Origin of the sequence: Nocardia sp. NPDC020380, from assembly GCF_044386975.1 — a bacterium.
Lineage (GTDB): Bacteria > Actinomycetota > Actinomycetes > Mycobacteriales > Mycobacteriaceae > Nocardia.
Genome location: NZ_JBIRVQ010000015.1, coordinates 14,115 through 29,929 on the forward strand (window position 1 = coordinate 14,115; position 15,815 = coordinate 29,929).

Consider the following 15,815-nt stretch of genomic DNA (forward strand, 5'->3'; position numbering starts at 1 on the left):
ATCGGTCCGGAATGTCGGTCGATCAGAGTGCCCGCCGCCAGGTCTGGCCGACCAGGTCGGCGCCGAAGCTGTGGTGCGGATTCGATTCGGCCAGTGTGAATCCCGCGCGCTGGTAGATGTGCCGGGCGGAGGCCAGGACGTCATTGGTCCACAGCACCATCTCGGTGTATCCGGCGGCCTTCGCGAACCGCAGGCATTCGTCGACGAGTGCGCTGCCGACACCGAGCCCGCGGGCCGAGGGTTCCACCAGCAGCAGGCGCAGGCGGGCGGTGGTGTCGTTCTCGGCCACGCACATGACGCTGCCCACGGAGATGCCGTCGTATTCGGCGATCCAGGTGCGTTCCCGTTGCGGGTCATGGGAATTCAGGAAGTCGGCGACGATGCGGGCCACCAGCTGCTCGTATTCGCCGTTCCAGCCGAATTCCCGGTGGTAGAGCACGGCATTGCGCTGGATGATCCAGCCGTGGTCGCCGGGGCGGGGTTCGCGCAGGGTGACGGCGGGCGGGTCGGCGGGGGTGTCCAGGATGCGTTCGATGGTGGCCATGGCCTCGAGCAATCGGCTGCGGGTGGCGGGGGAGTGGGGTTCCAGGAGGCTCTCGATATCGCGTTGGGACAGCCCGTCGAGTTCGCCGAACAGGGTCCGGCCGGCCTCGGTCAGTTCGACGACCTGCCGGCGCCCGTCGGTGTCGGAGCGTTTGCGGGCGACGAGTCCCTTGTCCTCGAAGCGGGTCAGGATGCGGCTGAGGTACCCGGCGTCCAGGTCCAGGGTGCGGCGCAGCGAGACCACCTCGGCGGCCCCGAAATTGGCCAGTTCGAACAGGATCCGCGCCTCGGTCAGCGAGTATTCGGTGCTCACCAGGCCCTCGCCGAGCACGCCGATGATGCGGGTGTAGTGCCGGTTGAAGGCTCGCACGGCGGAGATCTGCCGATCGTCGACGGCCGCCGCGGCCAGGCTTATCGTCACAATGACTCCAATCCTTTGACTGAGTCAAAGATTACCTCCGGGCGGTCGATCGCGCCCGTGTTCGTGGTAACTTGAACGCTGTTCAAGCCTGCCGTTCGAAGGACGAATCGTGGCACTGACACCGCATGAGATCACCGCCCTCGACGCCGCCCACGTGTGGCATCCCTACGGCGGATTCCCCGCGACCACCGAACCGCTGATCGTCGCCTCGGCGGCCGGCACCCGGCTCACGCTGGCCGACGGACGTGAGCTGATCGACGGCATGAGTTCGTGGTGGGCGGCGGTGCACGGGTATCGGCACCCGGTGCTGGACGCGGCGCTGGTGGCGCAGGCGCAGCGGATGAGTCACGTGATGTTCGGCGGGCTCACCCACGAACCGGCGGTGCGGTTGTCGCAATTGCTGGTCGAGCTGACGCCCGCCGGGCTGGACAAGGTCTTCCTCTGCGACTCCGGATCGGTGTCGGTGGAGGTCGCGGTGAAGATGTGCCTGCAGTACCAGCGCGCGATAGGACGGCCGCGCAAGCATCGGCTGCTCACCTGGCGCGGCGGATACCACGGGGACACGTTCACGCCGATGAGCGTGTGCGATCCCGAGGGCGGCATGCACGCGCTGTGGACCGACATCCTCGCCGAGCAGATCTTCGCGCCCGCACCGCCGAAAGACTACGAGCCCGAGTACGTTTCGGAGCTCGAGCGGTTGATCGCCCGGCACGCGGGCGAACTCGCGGCGGTCATCGTCGAGCCGGTCGTGCAGGGCGCGGGCGGCATGCGTTTCCACGATCCGCGCTACCTGGCCGCGCTGCGACGGATCTGCGACGAACACGACGTGCTGCTGGTGTTCGACGAGATCGCCACCGGATTCGGCCGCACCGGAAGGCTTTTCGCGGCCGAGCATGCCGGGGTGCGGCCGGATGTCATGTGCGTGGGCAAGGCGCTGACCGGTGGCTACCTCACCCTGGCCGCGGCGCTGTGCACGCCGGAGATCGCGGAGACCATCAGCCGCGAGCACGGCGGCCTCATGCACGGGCCGACCTTCATGGGCAATCCGCTCGCCTGCGCGGTGGCGGTGGCGTCGATCGAGCTACTGCTGTCGCGGGATTGGCAGGGGGAAGTGCGCCGCATCGAATTCGAACTGAACGAGGGTCTCGCGCCCGCGCGTGCGATCCCGGGTGTGGCCGATGTCCGGGTGTTCGGTGCGATCGGTGTCATCGAGCTGGATCATCCGGTGGATATGCGCAAGACCACCCATGCCGCAGTGGAATCCGGTGTGTGGCTGCGGCCCTTCCGGAATCTGATCTATTGCATGCCGCCGTTCATCAGCAGCAGCGCCGATGTGCGCGGCATTACCGCGGCCATGGTTGCCGCGGCCTCGGTCTGACCTCTTCGACTGTTCCGCTCGGTTCGAGCGGAACCCTCTCGAAATACCTCTGAATCAGAGGTATTGTGGAGCACGTGCGAGATCCACGCCGCCCAGCCGCATTCGATGAGGCCCACGCCGAACTGTTCACCCTGTTGTTCAGCTCGATGGGCCGCTTGCGGCGGCAGGTGGCGCGGCTGGCCGGACGGTCGTTCGACGAGCCGGGGCTGTCGGGGGCGCAGTCGGAGTTCCTCCGGCTGATCGGGCGGCGGCCCGGGATCTCGGTGAAAGAGGCCGCGGCCGAACTGGGTTCGGCCGCCAACAGCGTCTCCACCCTGGTCACCGAACTGGTGAAGACCGGTCTGGTGCTGCGCGAACCCGATCCGCAGGACCGCCGCACCATGCGGCTGTCCCTGACCCCCGATGCCCAGCGCATTGCCGACGAGACCCGCCGGCAGCGGATCGCGCTGGTCGCCGGCGCCTTCGATCAGCTCACCGACGCCGAACGCGCGGATCTGCGTGCGGGCCTGCGGGTCATGGCGCGGCTGACCGACCTGCTACACGAAGACGAGCACAGCGGAGCCGCCCGATGAGCAATGCACAACCGGCCTTCGAGACCGCGCCGCACTACGCGGTCGAATGCGCCGGCCTCACGCACCGCTACGGCGACAATGTCGTCGTCGACGACCTCACCCTGAGCATCGAGCGCGGCGAGGTGTTCGGCCTGCTCGGCCCGAACGGCGCGGGCAAATCGACCACCATCAAGCTGATCACCACGCTCGCGCCGATCCAGCAGGGGTCGGTCACGGTGTTCGGCCTGAACGTCACCACCCGCGCCGTCGATGTCCGCTACAACCTCGGCTATGTGCCGCAACAGCTTTCGATCGAGGCCGGGTTGACCGGGCGGCAGAACGTGGCCTGGTTCGCGCGGCTGTTCGATGTGCCGCGGCGGGAACGCGACGAGCGGGTGAACGAGGCGATGGCCGCCATGAACCTGCTCGACGTGGCCGACCGGCTTGCGGGTGGCTACTCCGGCGGCATGATCCGCCGCCTCGAACTGGCGCAGGCCCTGGTCAATCGGCCCGCGCTGCTGGTGCTCGACGAGCCCACGGTGGGCCTGGATCCCATTGCGCGCGACAGCGTCTGGGAGCGGGTCGCCGATCTGCGTGCGGAGTACGGCACCACGGTGCTGCTGACGACGCACTACATGGAGGAGGCCGATGCGTTGTGCGATCGGATCGCCTTGCTGCACAAGGGCGTGCTGCGCGCTACCGGATCGCCCGCCGAACTGAAGGCGGGCATCGGCCCCTCCGCCACCCTCGAGGATGTGTTCCGGCATCTCGCGGGCGGTGAGCTCGAAGATTCGACCGAAGGGAATCTGCGCAATGTCCGAAGCACTCGCCGGTCGGCCCGGCGCATGGGCTGATACCGAGTTCACGCCGGTCCTGGCCCCGCGCGGCTGGGCGCGGTTGCCCCGGCTGTTCTCGCGGATCGGGACCTTCGCGCTGGTGGAGATCCAGAAGCTGCGCCACGATCAGACCGAAGTCCTCACGCGCGCAATACAACCCGTGCTGTGGATGGTGATCTTCGGGACCACCTTCTCGCGGATTCGCGCGCTGCCCACCGGGAATGTCAAGTACCTGGATTTCCTGGCGCCGGGCATCATCGCGCAGTCGGCGTTGTTCATCGCGATCTTCTATGGCATTCAGATCATCTGGGATCGCGATGCGGGGATTCTGACCAAACTGCTGGTGACGCCGACGCCGCGGGCGGCCTTGATCGCCGGGAAGTGTTTCGCGGCGGGGGTGCGGGCGATCGCGCAGATCGTGGTGATCTTCATCGTGGCGCTGCTGATGGGCGTCGGGCTGACCGACAATCCGCTGCGCATCCTGTTGACCGTGCCCGCGGTGTTCCTCGGGACCGCGTTCTTCGCGTGCCTGTCGATGACCATCGCCGGGCTGGTGCAGGCGCGCGATCGGCTGATGGGTATCGGTCAGGCCATCACCATGCCGTTGTTCTTCGCGTCGAACGCGCTGTATCCGGTGAGCCTGATGCCGGGCTGGCTGCAGGTGGTCAGCCATGTGAATCCGCTCAGCTACGAGGTGGATGCGCTGCGCGGCCTGATGATCGGGACGCCCGCGAATCTCTGGCTCGATTTCGGGGTGCTGACGGGCGCGGCGGCGCTCGGCGTCGCCACCGCGTCCGCGCTGCTGGGCCGGCTGGTGCGCTGAATCCTGGTGCGCGGAGGATCGCAGCGCACGCGGGGCTCAGCGACTGACCCGTTTTTCGCGGACTTTGTCCGGATTGTCGCTGTCCGAGAGGATCTCCCAGACCTTGAATACACAGTGATAACTGTCCGACCAGCCGCGCGCGATCAACATGTAGGTGTCGCCGTCGCGCAGGATGGTGCGGCGGCTGATCAACTTCGGATGATCGGGAATGAACTTCGAGACAAGGTCGGGCACCTTGGCGAGGGCTTGTTCGCGGGTGCCCACGACCTCGGTGAGGACCTTCGGGGACCAGGTTTTGCTGTCGCCGAAGCCGGCCGTCTGCTCGACCACTATTGCCCAACGTGGCATCGTGCAGCCTCCTTCGCAACACCCAGCATAGTCCGGCCATGGTCACCTGAACGGCGTTCAAGTATGCTCACGAGCTGTGACTGTCGATCCGTTGAGCTGGCTGGACGAGCGGGCCGCCGAGCGCGTGGACGCCGGCCTGCGCCGCGAACTGCGGGCGCGTGCCCCCGAGGCCGCGACCATCGACCTGGCGTCCAACGACTACCTCGGACTGGTACGCCACCCCGAGGTTGTCGAGGGGGCTGTCGAAGCGGTCCGCAAATGGGGTGCGGGCGCGACCGGTTCCCGCTTGGTCACCGGCACCACCACCGAGCATGAACAACTGGAGACCGAACTCGCCGAATTCGTCGGCGCGGAAGCCGGTTTGGTCTTCGCCTCCGGATACGCCGCCAACCTCGGCGCGGTGACGGCGCTGGCCGGGCGTGGGGCACTGGTGGTTTCGGATGCGGGCAGCCACGCGTCGCTGGTGGACGCCTGCCGGCTCTCGCGCGCCCGGGTCGAGATCGCGCCGCATCAGGATCCCGTCGCCGTGGATCGGCTGCTGGCGGGGCGCACCGAGGAACGGGCGCTGGTGATCACCGATTCCGTGTTCAGCGCCGACGGTGACCTCGCGCCGCTGGCCGAACTGCACCGCGTGACAAGGGCGAACGGTGCGGTGCTGCTCGTCGACGAGGCGCACGGCATCGGTGTGCGCGGTGCGGGCGGGCGCGGTTTGGTGCACGAGGTCGGGCTGGCCGGTGAACCGGATCTGGTGATCACCGCGACGCTGTCCAAAGCGCTTGCCGCGCAGGGCGGTGCGGTGCTGGCCAGTGCGCGCATCCGGGCGCACCTCATCGACTCGGCGCGCACCTTCATCTTCGATACCGGGCTGGCGCCCGCCGCCGTGGGCGCGGCCCTGGCGGCCCTGCGCATTCTCCGCAACGATCCGGGAATGGCTGGGTGGGTGCTGGACCGGGCCGCCGATCTGGCTCGGATCGCCGGTGTGCCGCAGCCGGATTCGGCGGTGGTCTCGGTGGTGCTGGGGGAGGCGCAGATCGCCTACGACGCGGCGCAGGCGTGTATCGCCCGTGGTTTGAGCGTCGGCTGCTTCCGGCCGCCGTCGGTGCCGGAGGGCACCTCTCGCCTGCGGCTGACCGCGCGGGCCAATCTCACCGAGGCCGAACTGGCCACCATCGCAACCGTTCTCGGTGAGGTGCTCGCCGAAGCGCGGGCCCGCCGGCAGGTCTCGGCGTAATCACCGTCCATCCTTTCGATCGGGAAGTGACAACCCAGTGAGCATTCTGTTCATCACCGGCACCTCCACCGATGTCGGCAAGACCATCGTGACCGCCGCGCTCGCCGCCACGGCGCGGGCCGCGGGGGCCGAGGTGGCCGTGTGCAAGCCGGCGCAAACCGGTGTGGCCCCAGGGGAACCCGGGGATCTGGCGGTGATCGAGCGGCTGTCCGGTGTGACTCGCACGTTGGAACTTGCTCGGTACCCCGATCCGCTGGCTCCCGATACGGCGGCTCGCCGCTCCGGCCACCCGTTGCTCACTCTCGCCGAAACCGCCGCGGGCATCGAATCCTGCGCGGATGCGGACCTCACGCTGGTGGAGGGGGCGGGAGGGTTGCTAGTCCGGATGGGGGAGTTCACCCTCCTCGACCTGGCTCAGAAGCTCGATGCTCCGGTTCTTCTCGTGACCGCACCCGGTCTGGGCACTCTCAACCACACCGAACTGACCACTCGCGCCCTGCATTCCGCGGGTGTCCGCTGTGCCGGTCTGGTCATCGGCTCCTGGCCTGCCGAGCCCGATCTCGCCTCCGAATGCAACCGCACCGACCTGCCCGCTGTCACCGGCACCGAGATCGTCGGCACGCTCCCGGCGGGCGCAGGTTCCTGGGCCCCGGCCGATTTCACGGCCGCTGCCGGGACCTGGTTCACGCCCGAGTGGGCAGCCGAGTACCTGCGCGCGTAACCCGCACCGGCTATTCGGCGGGGAGTCGGCAGCCACCGGCGCGGACGGCGATCAGGGCGTTGGTCGTGGCACGGTCGGCGACGGCTCGGTCTATCGGTTCCCCGGTGACCAGCAGCCGGTAGTAGATGGGTGCGGTGACCAGGCCCACGAGTTCGCGGACGTCGGTGTCGGCGGGTAGCTGCCCGTGGGCGATCGCGGCGTGGATCATGGCCCGGGCCTCTTCGTAGCGGCGTGCGTACAGCTCGCGTTTGAGTGCGGCGCTGGACCGGACGCTTCCGCACCATCGCAGCGTGGTGCTGCAAGGGCTCGATCACGGCTCGCCCGCCGATCGTAGCCAGACCAATGAGGGCGGCAATCCGGCGGCGGTCGTGCCCGAGCTGCGCCGCTTCTTCGGCGCCACGGATGGGAGTGCGAAATGAGCAAGGCGGCAACGGCATTGGTGATCGGCGGGGGTGTCGCCGGATCAGTGATCGCGCTGGCCCTGCGCAAAGGTGGCATGGACGCCACCGTGTACGAGCGGTATCCCGTGGCCGCGGATCTTCCCGCACCCCTACACCGCATCCCCACCGGAAACCCTCAGCGACTCGCGGCCCCCCAAGCGGCCTCGATCATCGGAAAGATCTCGTCCAGTGCGGCTTCCGGATCAGCGGCTGCGCGAGCCAGCGAGAAGGCGTCGATCACGAATCTCGAGATCGCCCGGCAAGTCATAAGGGTCTGTGTCAGGTCCGGTGCGGCGGCGATGGCCGTTGCAAGGGACTCCGCGTGCCGGAGGCGCATCGACTCCTCGTACTCCCGCAAGGCCGGCGTCTCGTTGATCAGATGCCAGATCGGTGCGGTGCCTTCCCCGCTGCAATGTTGCACCAGGGCGTGGATCTCGCGCCGCAAGGCGGGGATGAGCGGTTCATCGGGTGCACGATCGGTGACCGCCGCGGCGAGGCGCTGCTCGAAGTTCTCATCCTGCTCGAACACCAACGCCTCTTTCGAAGCGAAATGCGAAAACAACGTCGTAACAGCCACATCCGCCTCAGCCGCCACATCCCGAATCCCCACCACGTCAAACCCGCGCTCCAAAAACAACCGCAGCGCAGTATCGGCAATGTTCTGACGCGTAGCAGCCTTCTTGCGCTCACGCCGTCCAAGCGGCACAGTCATCCCCAAATGCTATCAAATACGGATAAGTACCAATTCTCGAAAGCAAACGGTTAGTGCTATGTGTGAAGCTCGTCGCTGGGGGGCTATCTGGTTGAGCGCTCCAGTAGGAGGATGCCGGCTATTACTCCGGCTACGACTACCAAGGGGTAGTGGTCTGAGGAGTGGGCGTAGGTGAAGGTGGAGACGATGACGAGGAGGGCGAAGAGGAAGAGGAGGAGATGTTTCATGGGGCACCGCCTTGGGGGGATTTCAGGGTAGGGGGTGCGGGAGTTGTTGGGGGACTGCCTAACTCGGTGGTGGGCGGTGGTTGGGCGGGGGAGTGGCGGTGGGGCGGGGCACCGGACGGTCGGCTCATGAATTCCTCATGAGGAGTTTGGGATTGTTGCCGCATGGAGGAGTTGGCGGCGGTGGCGCACGTTTTGCGGCGTACCACCTTCGGGCCGTTTCCCGGTCAGGTCGAGGCGCTGGCCGGCGGGGCCGTCGACGCGGTGCTGGGAGCGGCGGCGCTGACGCCGGAAACGCCTGTGTTCGATGAGGATTCGGATACCGGGGCGGCGGGGCCGGTTGCGCGTTGGCTGCGGCTCATGGGCGATCCGGCGGCGGGGGTGCACGAGAAGTTGGTTTGGTTTTGGCATGGGCATTTCACGTCGAGTCACGACAAGGTCGATACGTGGGAGCTCATGTGGCGGCAGCATTTGATCTTGCGGGAGCATGCGCTGGGGAACTTCCGGGACCTTGCGCATGCCATCACCGTGGATGGGGCCATGCTGCAGTGGCTGGATGGGGACGGGGCCAAGGCGGAGGCGCCCAATGAGAATCACGGGCGGGAGCTCATGGAGTTGTTCACCATCGGGCGGGGGCCGTACAGCCAGGCGGATGTGCGGGCGGCGGCGGTGGCCATGTCGGGGTGGAGTGTGGGGGACGGCGGGAAGGTCGAATTCGATGCGGGGAGCGGGAATGCCGCGCCGGTGACGCTGCTCGGGCGGTCGGTGACGGGCGTGCACGATGTGGTCGACGTGGTGTGCGACCGGCCGGAATGTGCTCGGTTCATTGCGGCGAAGCTGCATCTGTTCCTGGTCGGGCAGCCGGCTTCGGAGCAGCGGGTGGGGGAGCTGGCGGCGGTGTTCACCGGTGCGCGACTGGAGATCCGGCCGCTGGTCGAGGCGATACTGCGGAGTCGGGAGTTCGGGCAGGCGGTTTATGCCCGGCCGCGATACCCGGTCGAATGGGTGGTGGCCGCGCTGGGAGTTTGCGGGATCAGTGATACCGCAAAGGCTTTCGAGACCATGACCGCCCTCGGCCAGTCGCCGTTCTATCCGCCGAATGTGGCGGGCTGGCCACCGGGCATGCGGTGGCTGGATCCCGGAGCGGCCGTCGCCCGCGCCCAGCTGGCGGTGGGCGCACCCGTGATCCCGGAGATCGCGGGCGCCACCGATCCCGTCGCGGCGGTGTTCGCGCGGGCGGGCATCCACGACCCGACACCCGCGACACTCACCGCGGCAAGAGATCTCGCCTTCGCCCTCCGCCGCGACCCGAAGTCGGCGGCGACAGCGTTGCTGGGCTTCGTTCTCACCGCACCCGAATTCATCCTCGCGTGAGCTGAACAGGAATTCTCATGGTCGACAGAAGAACAGTGCTGCGCGCCGGTGCCGGTGTGGGCGCGGTGGCCGCGGTCGGCGGTCTGGCCGGGTGCGGGGTGTTCGGGCCCTCGGATATCACGCATCCGCCCGCCACCCTGCGCGCCGCGGCGCCGGACAAGCGGCGGCTGCTGGTGATCGAAATGGCCGGTGGCAGTGACGGATTGTCGATGGCGGTCCCGTACACGGATTCGCGTTATCGAGACCTGCGGCGCGCCACCGCGATCGCCGCGGAGAAGGTGCATCGCCTCGACGGCAATCTCGGACTGCATCCGGCCTTGCGGCAGCTGGCGGCGCAGGGCGTCTCGGTGGTGCCCGGGGTCGGCACCGCGAAACCCGATCTCTCGCATTTCGAGATGCTGCACCGCTGGCAGGCCGGCGATCCCGAGGGCACCGTCCGGCCTGACACCGGATTCCTGGGCCGCCTGTGCGATCACCTCGGCGATCCCAGCGCGCCCGCGGTCGGTGTGGCGCTGGGCGCCGGCGCGAGTCCGGCACTGGCCTGCGCGCACGTCACCACACTGTCCGTCGATCACGATACGGGCGGCCTGTTCCCGGTCTTCGAGGACGAGAACATCCGCGACGCCTGGCTCGCGGCGCAACGCGCCATGGCGCACCCGGATCGCGCCGACACCGCCCCCTTCGCCGTGGCGCGCTCGGGAACCGCTGCGGCACTGCGCTTCTCGGATGTGGCGGCAAAACTGACCCCCGCCGCCGACGGCTACCCGGACAGTGATCTCGGTGTCCAGCTGCGCCTCGCCGCCCGCCTGCTCGCCGACGATCAGCACGGCCTGCGCATCGTCCACGTGCCCATGGGCGCGGACTTCGACACCCACAGCAAGCATCCGACCCGCTACGGCGCGCTCATGAGCGATCTGGACGCCTCCCTCGCGGCCTTGCGCACCGACCTGGCCGCCCGCGGCATCGCCGACCGCGTCCTCATCGCCGCCTACAGCGAGTTCGGCCGCCGCGTGCCCGACAACGGTTCCGACGGTCTCGATCACGGCGCGGCCGGCACCGCCCTGCTGCTCGGCCCGACCAATCCGGGCGTCTTCGGGGAACTGCCGTCGCTGCGCAACCTCGATCCGGACGACAACCTGCGTGCCACGGTCGATATGTCCGAGTTTTACGCGACGCTCGCCGAGAGCTGGTTCGGCATCCCCGCCGGCGACGTATTACCCGGCCGACCCCGCCCGATCCCGGGTGTCGTGGCCGCATGACCACCGGAGATGCTGTAATTGCGCGGGTGCGGGTGCTGGTGTGTGAGGACGACGGAAACCTCGGCGACGAGATCGCCGCGGGTTTGCGAGCGGCCGGTTTCGCCGTCGACCTGGCCCGCGACTACGCGGACGCCGACCTGAAGATCGCGGTCAACACCTACGACTGCCTGGTCATCGACCGCGGCCTGCCCGACGGCGACGGTCTCGACCTGGTCCGCGCCCAGCGCGAATCCGGGCAGCGCACCCCGGTACTCATCCTCACCGCCCGCGACGCCCTGGCCGACCGCCTCGACGGCTTCGCACACGGCGCCGACGACTATGTGGTCAAACCGTTCGCCATGGACGAACTCGCCGCCCGCGTGAGCGCCCTGTGCCGTCGCCAGGAACTCCCCGCCCCCACCCGGACCGTGCTCGGCACGCTGGTGGTGGACCGCCCGCGCCGCCGCGTGCACCGCGCCGGCACCCTGCTCACCTTGACCCCCAAGGAGTTCGGCGTCCTGGAACTGCTCGCGGCCCGTGCGGGCACCGTCGTCTCCCGCGCCGAACTCATCGAATGCTGCTGGGACGAAATGGCCGAACCCGCCTCCAATGTCGTCGATGTGGTCGTCGCGCAGCTGCGCCGCAAACTCGGCGACCCACCACTGATCGACACCGTCCGCGGCGTCGGCTTCACCATCAACCCCTAGACATGACCTTCGCCGATGATCCACACTCCCCGCCGCCGCGGGCCCGCCGCCTGCTGAACGGTCCGCGTGCGGTGTTCACTCGATTGCGCCGCAGGGGCGATGCCGGTTCGCGGGTTGCGCGACCGGCCACGCCCGAGCGGCTGCGGCGTACTCGGTGGCTGTTGACCGCGTTGTTCACCGCGATCACGGCGATTTGCCTGATCGTGCTGGGCGCCGTGGCCGCGACGATCGATGCGCATTCGCGGGACACCGCGCTCGACGGCCGCATCGACCGGGTGGTGACCGGGTTGGCGCGCGAAGTCTATTGGGACGAGGACGGCGTGGCCGATCTCGAAACCGTGCGCACGGATGACGATCTCGCGCAGGGGTCGCGGTCCGTGGTCGTGCTGGTGCGCGATGCGGGCGGCGGCTGGCGAGAAGGGTTCACGCACAAGCGGAATGGGCTGCCCGTCGATCTCACCGAGCTGGCAGGGGAAGTGGCCGATACGACGGATACCGTGTGGCGCACCACAACTGATCGCGGTGGCACCGCGGTGCGGCTCGCCGCGGAACCCGCGTGGGACAACAAGGGTGACGTCGGGGCTGTGGTCATCGCGGGCGCGGATCCCGGACCCTGGATGGCAGATCACCGCAGGCTGGTGCTGGCACTGGAACTCGGTGGCGCGGCGCTGGTGGCGCTGGCCGCCCTCGCAGGGCATCTGCTCTCCGGCGTGAGCATGCGCCCCGCCTTGCGCATGCTGGACGAGCAGGAGCGTTTCCTCTCCGAGGCCTCGCACGAACTGCGCACCCCGCTCGCCACCCTGCGCCTGTATCTCGATGCGGCACTGCGGGATCCGGATGACACCCGCCGCGCGGTGACGGATGCCCGCTCGCTCACCGATCGTATGGGCCGTCTGGTCACCGGCCTGCTGGCGCGCACTCGCACCGAAACCGGATTGGGTGAACTGGATCTGCAGCGGCTGGCCCTCGATCAATTGGTCGAGGGCGTGGTGGCCGAATCCGGCGGTGAGGTGACATTGCATGCGGAACCCACTGTGGTGCAGGCGGATCCGGATCTGCTGTCACTGGCCGTGCGTAATCTGATCGACAATGCGATCGTGCACGGTGGCGGCACCGAGGTCGAGGTGACGGTATCGGCGGGCACGGTGACCGTGCGCGATCACGGGCCGGGCTTGGATCCCGCACTGTCGGACCCGTTCCAGCGCGGTGCGGCCGGTTCGAGCGGCCGTCACGGTATCGGCTTGTCGATCGTGCAGTGGGTGGCGCAGGCCCATTCCGGTTCTGTGGCAATACGATCCGCGGAGGACGGCGGCGCCATCGCTACCCTGACCCTCCCGCTCGCGCCGACGGACCCGCCGCAATAGAGCCCGTCGGTCCGCCGGAAGAGAGCCCGTCGGTCCGCCGGAAGAGAGCCCGTCGATCCGCCGGAAGAGACTGGCCGATCCGGCGAAACAGACCTCGCCGATCCGTCGCGAACAGACCTCGCGAAGACGCCGTAAGAACCCCGCCGCCCGGCGTACTGTGACGGCGTGCCCTCCACCCATGTCGAATGGTTCGTGAGTGCTCCGCGGCCGAATGTCTTTCGGGCGCTACTCGATGCGCGTTCGGTGCGAACGTGGATGGTCCCCGACGGCATGACCGGTCGCGTCCACGAATTCGATCCGAGGGTGGGCGGACGCTTCCGCATCTCGCTCACCTACGACGTGCCGACCGGCGCCGGTAAGACCTCCGCGCACACCGACACCTTCCACGGCGTCTTCACCCGCGTGGTCCCCGATCGCACGGTCGTGCAGACCGTCGAGTTCGAAACCGAGGATCCGGCGCTGCGCGGCGAGATGACCATCAGCTACACCCTCGACGACGCCCCCGGTGGCACCCGCGTGGCCGCCCAGCACGACAACCTACCGCCGGGTCTCTCCCAGCAGGACAACGAAGTCGGCTTCCGCATGTCCCTGGCGAAACTGGCGACGCTGGCCGAGCAGGAGGAACGCCGCCGCCACGGCTGAACGAACCCGGCAGTGCCCTAGCCGATGAAGGTTAACGGCAGGAGTACGAGCATTTCACGGCCGGGGATGTCACAGTGGATTGTTATGGCGCTGCCGGATTTTCCGAATCCGTCCGGATTCGCCGATTACGACGATCGGCGACGGGCGGCGCGCCTGCGTGCCGGCAGGCTGGGGCACGATTGGGTGCACTGGCGCCGGGCACGGTTCATCCTGTTGCGGCTGAGCATGATTCCGGTGGTGGTGCTCACCCTGTTCGCGCAGTACCTGGCCTTGGACGTGATGCCGGAACGGGCGCGGCTGGCGCAGACCCAGCCGGCCGTACTGCCGATCGCCGGCCCGTCCGATCCGCTGGCGAGCGATACCGCCGTCTTCGATCTGGTGGGACTCGGCGTACTCGACGCCTCGGAGACCGCTCGCGCGCTGCCGTCGCTGACCAAACTGGGGTCGGTGTGGGCGGTGCGCTACGACAACACCGGTATCGACACCAAGGTCATCGCCGACCTCATCGTGAAGGTCACCAAGGCGGCCAAGGTGAAGAAGGTGGTGCTCGCCGGGCACAGCATGGGTGGCGTGATCGCGCTCGAGATCGCCGACCACCTGCACACCGGCAGTGATCGCAAGGTGCTCGCCGTGATCCTCGACTGCACGCCCCTCGACCTGTACGCCGTCCGCCCGCAGGCGCGCGACCAGGGTGAGGAACTACTGCGCTGGGTCGGCTGGTTTCCCGGCGCTCGTGAGAGCCGCCTGCTGCGCATGGCGGCGGAGGTCTATGCCCGCCACGAGAGTTTCTCGGGCGGCCGCTACGGTTTCCGGCCGGGCAAGTTCCGGGACGCCGTGCTGGAGGTGCTGCACGAGAAGATCCTGAACACCGACGCCGCCAGCAACGGTCTCATCGAGGACCAGTTCAAGGCCATTGTGGCGGGTGGTGCGGTGGATGATCTGCGGGCGCTGGCCAAACCGGTGGACGGAAAGCCGCGGCCCGCAATCGTTTTCATCCGCCCGCACGATCCGTACCGGGATCCGATCGTGGATGTCGAGTACTCGCATCGGGTGCTGATCGAGCAGGTCGGCGGGGTGGACGGGACCCTGCTGGTGGCGTTCACGCGGCATGCCGGGCACGCCAATCCGATTCAGCATCCGGAGGAGTACAACGGGCTGATCGCACAGCAGGTGGTGCCGTTCATTCGCGAAGTGCAGAGCGATGCGGCTTTATCGGCGATCACCGGGCGCTGATCACTTCACGATGTCGTCGTAGGCGGGCCGAATTCCGGAGGGCGGCACCATGTTCCAGTGCTCCAGTTGAGTACGGACCTGCTCCGCGGCGTCGATGTTCAACGGCCCGCTCGTCCACAGTGCGTACGGGAGATTCAGGAACCTCCCCTCGGTGACGGCACGCAGCTGCTGGATGCCGGGCTTGGCGCGCAGCATGTCCACCTTCTGCTGGAAGGTCTGCGGCGGGTAGTCGACGAAGACGATGGCATCCGGATCGGCGGCGGCCAGGCGCTCCCACGAGACGGAGGTCCAGGTATCGGCGACATCGTCGAGAGCATTGCGCGCCCCGGCCGCCGTCAGTATCGCTTGTGGCGCACCGAATTTGCCGCTGGACATGATGGTGTCGGAGGCGCTGTCGAAAAGGAACAGCGTCGGCGGTTTCGCGGGTTGCGGGGCGGCGTGCAGGGCGGCCAGCCGCCGATCCAGGTCCTCGGTGAGTTCGGTGGCGCGATCCGTGCGCCCGGTGATTCGCCCCAGATCCGTGAGGTCGGTGCGCAATGCCGTCCACGGTTCGACGATCCCGCGCTCGCCGTCGGGGCGGCGGCAGCTCTCGGTGAGCACGTACGGTGCGACACCGGAGGCGCGCAGGGAATCCGGCGTCAGGTTGGCGGCCTCGGAGTAACCGTAGTTCCAGCCCGCGACCATCACATCCGGCCGCTGCGCCAGCACCGTCTCGCGCGAAGGATAATCGGGCGCAACGGAATTCAGCTTGTCGACCGCGTCACCGTAGTGCTTACGCAGGGTGCCCGCATCGCGTTTGAGGCTCGATACGGCAGTCACCTCGTCCTGCGCGCCCAGTGCCAGCACCATCGAGATCAGGTTGCCGTCATTGACGAACATGCGTTTCGCGGGCGACGGGAACCGCTGGTCCACACCGCAATTGCGCACGGTCAGGTCACCGGCGACGGTCTTCGACTGCCCGCAGGCCGCCAGCGTGCCCGCCACCGCGGTGACGGTCAGGATCAGGGATAGCTTCCCCAGGAGCATGCC

At 68.1% G+C, this 15,815-nt stretch carries 18 protein-coding genes; 13 read left to right on the forward strand and 5 right to left on the reverse strand.

The annotated features are described in order from the left end of the window. Nucleotides 1–22 precede the first annotated feature (22 nt). Nucleotides 23–964 (reverse strand): GNAT family N-acetyltransferase, encoded by a 942-nt coding sequence (locus ACH438_RS35075; RefSeq protein ID WP_397013300.1) that lies wholly within the window; start codon nt 962–964, stop codon nt 23–25. A gap of 109 nt (nt 965–1,073) precedes the next feature. Between ACH438_RS35075 and ACH438_RS35080 the strand changes: the two genes are divergently transcribed. The 4 genes from ACH438_RS35080 (at nt 1,074) to ACH438_RS35095 (ending at nt 4,552) form a co-directional block, all read left to right on the forward strand. Continuing rightward, complete coding sequence (locus tag ACH438_RS35080) at nt 1,074–2,342, forward strand: adenosylmethionine--8-amino-7-oxononanoate transaminase (protein ID WP_397013302.1); 1,269 nt, start codon at nt 1,074–1,076, stop codon at nt 2,340–2,342. 74 nt (nt 2,343–2,416) lie between these two features. Further along, the gene (locus ACH438_RS35085) at nt 2,417–2,914 is read left to right on the forward strand and encodes a MarR family winged helix-turn-helix transcriptional regulator (RefSeq protein ID WP_397013304.1); all 498 of its coding nucleotides are present in this window, start codon (nt 2,417–2,419) and stop codon (nt 2,912–2,914) included. After that, complete coding sequence (locus ACH438_RS35090) at nt 2,911–3,747, forward strand: ABC transporter ATP-binding protein (protein ID WP_397013306.1); 837 nt, start codon at nt 2,911–2,913, stop codon at nt 3,745–3,747. Before ACH438_RS35085 ends, ACH438_RS35090 begins: the two co-directional genes overlap by 4 nt. After that, nucleotides 3,707–4,552 (forward strand): ABC transporter permease, encoded by an 846-nt coding sequence (locus ACH438_RS35095; RefSeq protein WP_397013308.1) that lies wholly within the window; start codon nt 3,707–3,709, stop codon nt 4,550–4,552. The genes ACH438_RS35090 and ACH438_RS35095 overlap by 41 nt, the downstream gene beginning before the upstream one ends. A 36-nt stretch (nt 4,553–4,588) precedes the next feature. On the opposite strand, the gene ACH438_RS35100 is transcribed toward ACH438_RS35095, so the two are convergent. Then, nucleotides 4,589–4,900: a hypothetical protein gene (locus tag ACH438_RS35100; RefSeq protein WP_397013310.1), complete on the reverse strand. Its 312-nt coding sequence runs from the start codon at nt 4,898–4,900 to the stop codon at nt 4,589–4,591. A gap of 76 nt (nt 4,901–4,976) precedes the next feature. Here ACH438_RS35100 and ACH438_RS35105 point away from each other — a divergent pair, with 76 nt between their 5' ends. Both ACH438_RS35105 and bioD read left to right on the forward strand, forming a co-directional pair. After that, a complete protein-coding gene (locus tag ACH438_RS35105) occupies nt 4,977–6,131 on the forward strand; it encodes an 8-amino-7-oxononanoate synthase (protein ID WP_397013312.1) in 1,155 nt (384 codons plus the stop codon). A gap of 37 nt (nt 6,132–6,168) precedes the next feature. Continuing rightward, the gene (gene bioD, locus ACH438_RS35110) at nt 6,169–6,852 is read left to right on the forward strand and encodes a dethiobiotin synthase (protein WP_397013314.1); all 684 of its coding nucleotides are present in this window, start codon (nt 6,169–6,171) and stop codon (nt 6,850–6,852) included. 10 nt (nt 6,853–6,862) lie between these two features. On the opposite strand, the gene ACH438_RS35115 is transcribed toward bioD, so the two are convergent. Beyond that, the gene (locus ACH438_RS35115) at nt 6,863–7,060 is read right to left on the reverse strand and encodes a TetR-like C-terminal domain-containing protein (protein WP_397013316.1); all 198 of its coding nucleotides are present in this window, start codon (nt 7,058–7,060) and stop codon (nt 6,863–6,865) included. Between the two features lie 40 nt (nt 7,061–7,100). On the opposite strand from ACH438_RS35115, the gene ACH438_RS35120 reads away from it, so the two are divergent. After that, nucleotides 7,101–7,271, forward strand: a complete 171-nt coding sequence (locus ACH438_RS35120; RefSeq protein ID WP_397013318.1) for a hypothetical protein — start codon at nt 7,101–7,103, stop codon at nt 7,269–7,271. Between the two features lie 157 nt (nt 7,272–7,428). Here the strand turns inward: ACH438_RS35120 and ACH438_RS35125 are convergent, their stop codons facing one another. Beyond that, the gene (locus ACH438_RS35125; protein ID WP_397013320.1) at nt 7,429–8,004 is read right to left on the reverse strand and encodes a TetR/AcrR family transcriptional regulator; all 576 of its coding nucleotides are present in this window, start codon (nt 8,002–8,004) and stop codon (nt 7,429–7,431) included. A 389-nt stretch (nt 8,005–8,393) separates the two neighbouring features. Between ACH438_RS35125 and ACH438_RS35130 the strand changes: the two genes are divergently transcribed. The 6 genes from ACH438_RS35130 (at nt 8,394) to ACH438_RS35155 (ending at nt 14,786) form a co-directional block, all read left to right on the forward strand. Next, on the forward strand, nt 8,394–9,602 hold the full coding sequence (locus ACH438_RS35130; protein ID WP_397013323.1) for a DUF1800 family protein: 1,209 nt from the start codon (nt 8,394–8,396) through the stop codon (nt 9,600–9,602). A 17-nt stretch (nt 9,603–9,619) separates the two neighbouring features. Further along, nucleotides 9,620–10,861: a DUF1501 domain-containing protein gene (locus tag ACH438_RS35135; RefSeq protein ID WP_397013326.1), complete on the forward strand. Its 1,242-nt coding sequence runs from the start codon at nt 9,620–9,622 to the stop codon at nt 10,859–10,861. After that, nucleotides 10,858–11,547, forward strand: a complete 690-nt coding sequence (locus ACH438_RS35140; protein ID WP_397013329.1) for a response regulator transcription factor — start codon at nt 10,858–10,860, stop codon at nt 11,545–11,547. The genes ACH438_RS35135 and ACH438_RS35140 overlap by 4 nt, the downstream gene beginning before the upstream one ends. Before the next feature lie 2 nt (nt 11,548–11,549). After that, the gene (locus ACH438_RS35145; protein ID WP_397013333.1) at nt 11,550–12,911 is read left to right on the forward strand and encodes a sensor histidine kinase; all 1,362 of its coding nucleotides are present in this window, start codon (nt 11,550–11,552) and stop codon (nt 12,909–12,911) included. 165 nt (nt 12,912–13,076) lie between these two features. Next, complete coding sequence (locus ACH438_RS35150; protein ID WP_397013337.1) at nt 13,077–13,553, forward strand: SRPBCC domain-containing protein; 477 nt, start codon at nt 13,077–13,079, stop codon at nt 13,551–13,553. A gap of 84 nt (nt 13,554–13,637) precedes the next feature. Then, complete coding sequence (locus tag ACH438_RS35155) at nt 13,638–14,786, forward strand: alpha/beta fold hydrolase (RefSeq protein WP_397013340.1); 1,149 nt, start codon at nt 13,638–13,640, stop codon at nt 14,784–14,786. On the opposite strand, the gene ACH438_RS35160 is transcribed toward ACH438_RS35155, so the two are convergent. Next, on the reverse strand, nt 14,787–15,812 hold the full coding sequence (locus ACH438_RS35160) for an ABC transporter substrate-binding protein (protein ID WP_397013852.1): 1,026 nt from the start codon (nt 15,810–15,812) through the stop codon (nt 14,787–14,789). Between the last annotated feature and the right edge of the window lie 3 nt (nt 15,813–15,815).

What these genes read in the sequence shown, in the direction of transcription:
- ACH438_RS35090 (WP_397013306.1), top strand. Translation starts at nt 2,911, where the DNA reads ATGAGCAATGCACAACCGGCCTTCGAGACCGCGCCGCACTACGCGGTC.
- ACH438_RS35095 (WP_397013308.1), top strand. Translation starts at nt 3,707, where the DNA reads ATGTCCGAAGCACTCGCCGGTCGGCCCGGCGCATGGGCTGATACCGAG.
- ACH438_RS35100 (WP_397013310.1), bottom strand. Translation starts at nt 4,900, where the DNA reads ATGCCACGTTGGGCAATAGTGGTCGAGCAGACGGCCGGCTTCGGCGAC.
- ACH438_RS35115 (WP_397013316.1), bottom strand. Translation starts at nt 7,060, where the DNA reads ATGATCCACGCCGCGATCGCCCACGGGCAGCTACCCGCCGACACCGAC.
- ACH438_RS35125 (WP_397013320.1), bottom strand. Translation starts at nt 8,004, where the DNA reads ATGACTGTGCCGCTTGGACGGCGTGAGCGCAAGAAGGCTGCTACGCGT.
- ACH438_RS35130 (WP_397013323.1), top strand. Translation starts at nt 8,394, where the DNA reads ATGGAGGAGTTGGCGGCGGTGGCGCACGTTTTGCGGCGTACCACCTTC.
- ACH438_RS35135 (WP_397013326.1), top strand. Translation starts at nt 9,620, where the DNA reads ATGGTCGACAGAAGAACAGTGCTGCGCGCCGGTGCCGGTGTGGGCGCG.
- ACH438_RS35140 (WP_397013329.1), top strand. Translation starts at nt 10,858, where the DNA reads ATGACCACCGGAGATGCTGTAATTGCGCGGGTGCGGGTGCTGGTGTGT.
- ACH438_RS35145 (WP_397013333.1), top strand. Translation starts at nt 11,550, where the DNA reads ATGACCTTCGCCGATGATCCACACTCCCCGCCGCCGCGGGCCCGCCGC.
- ACH438_RS35155 (WP_397013340.1), top strand. Translation starts at nt 13,638, where the DNA reads ATGGCGCTGCCGGATTTTCCGAATCCGTCCGGATTCGCCGATTACGAC.
- ACH438_RS35160 (WP_397013852.1), bottom strand. Translation starts at nt 15,812, where the DNA reads ATGCTCCTGGGGAAGCTATCCCTGATCCTGACCGTCACCGCGGTGGCG.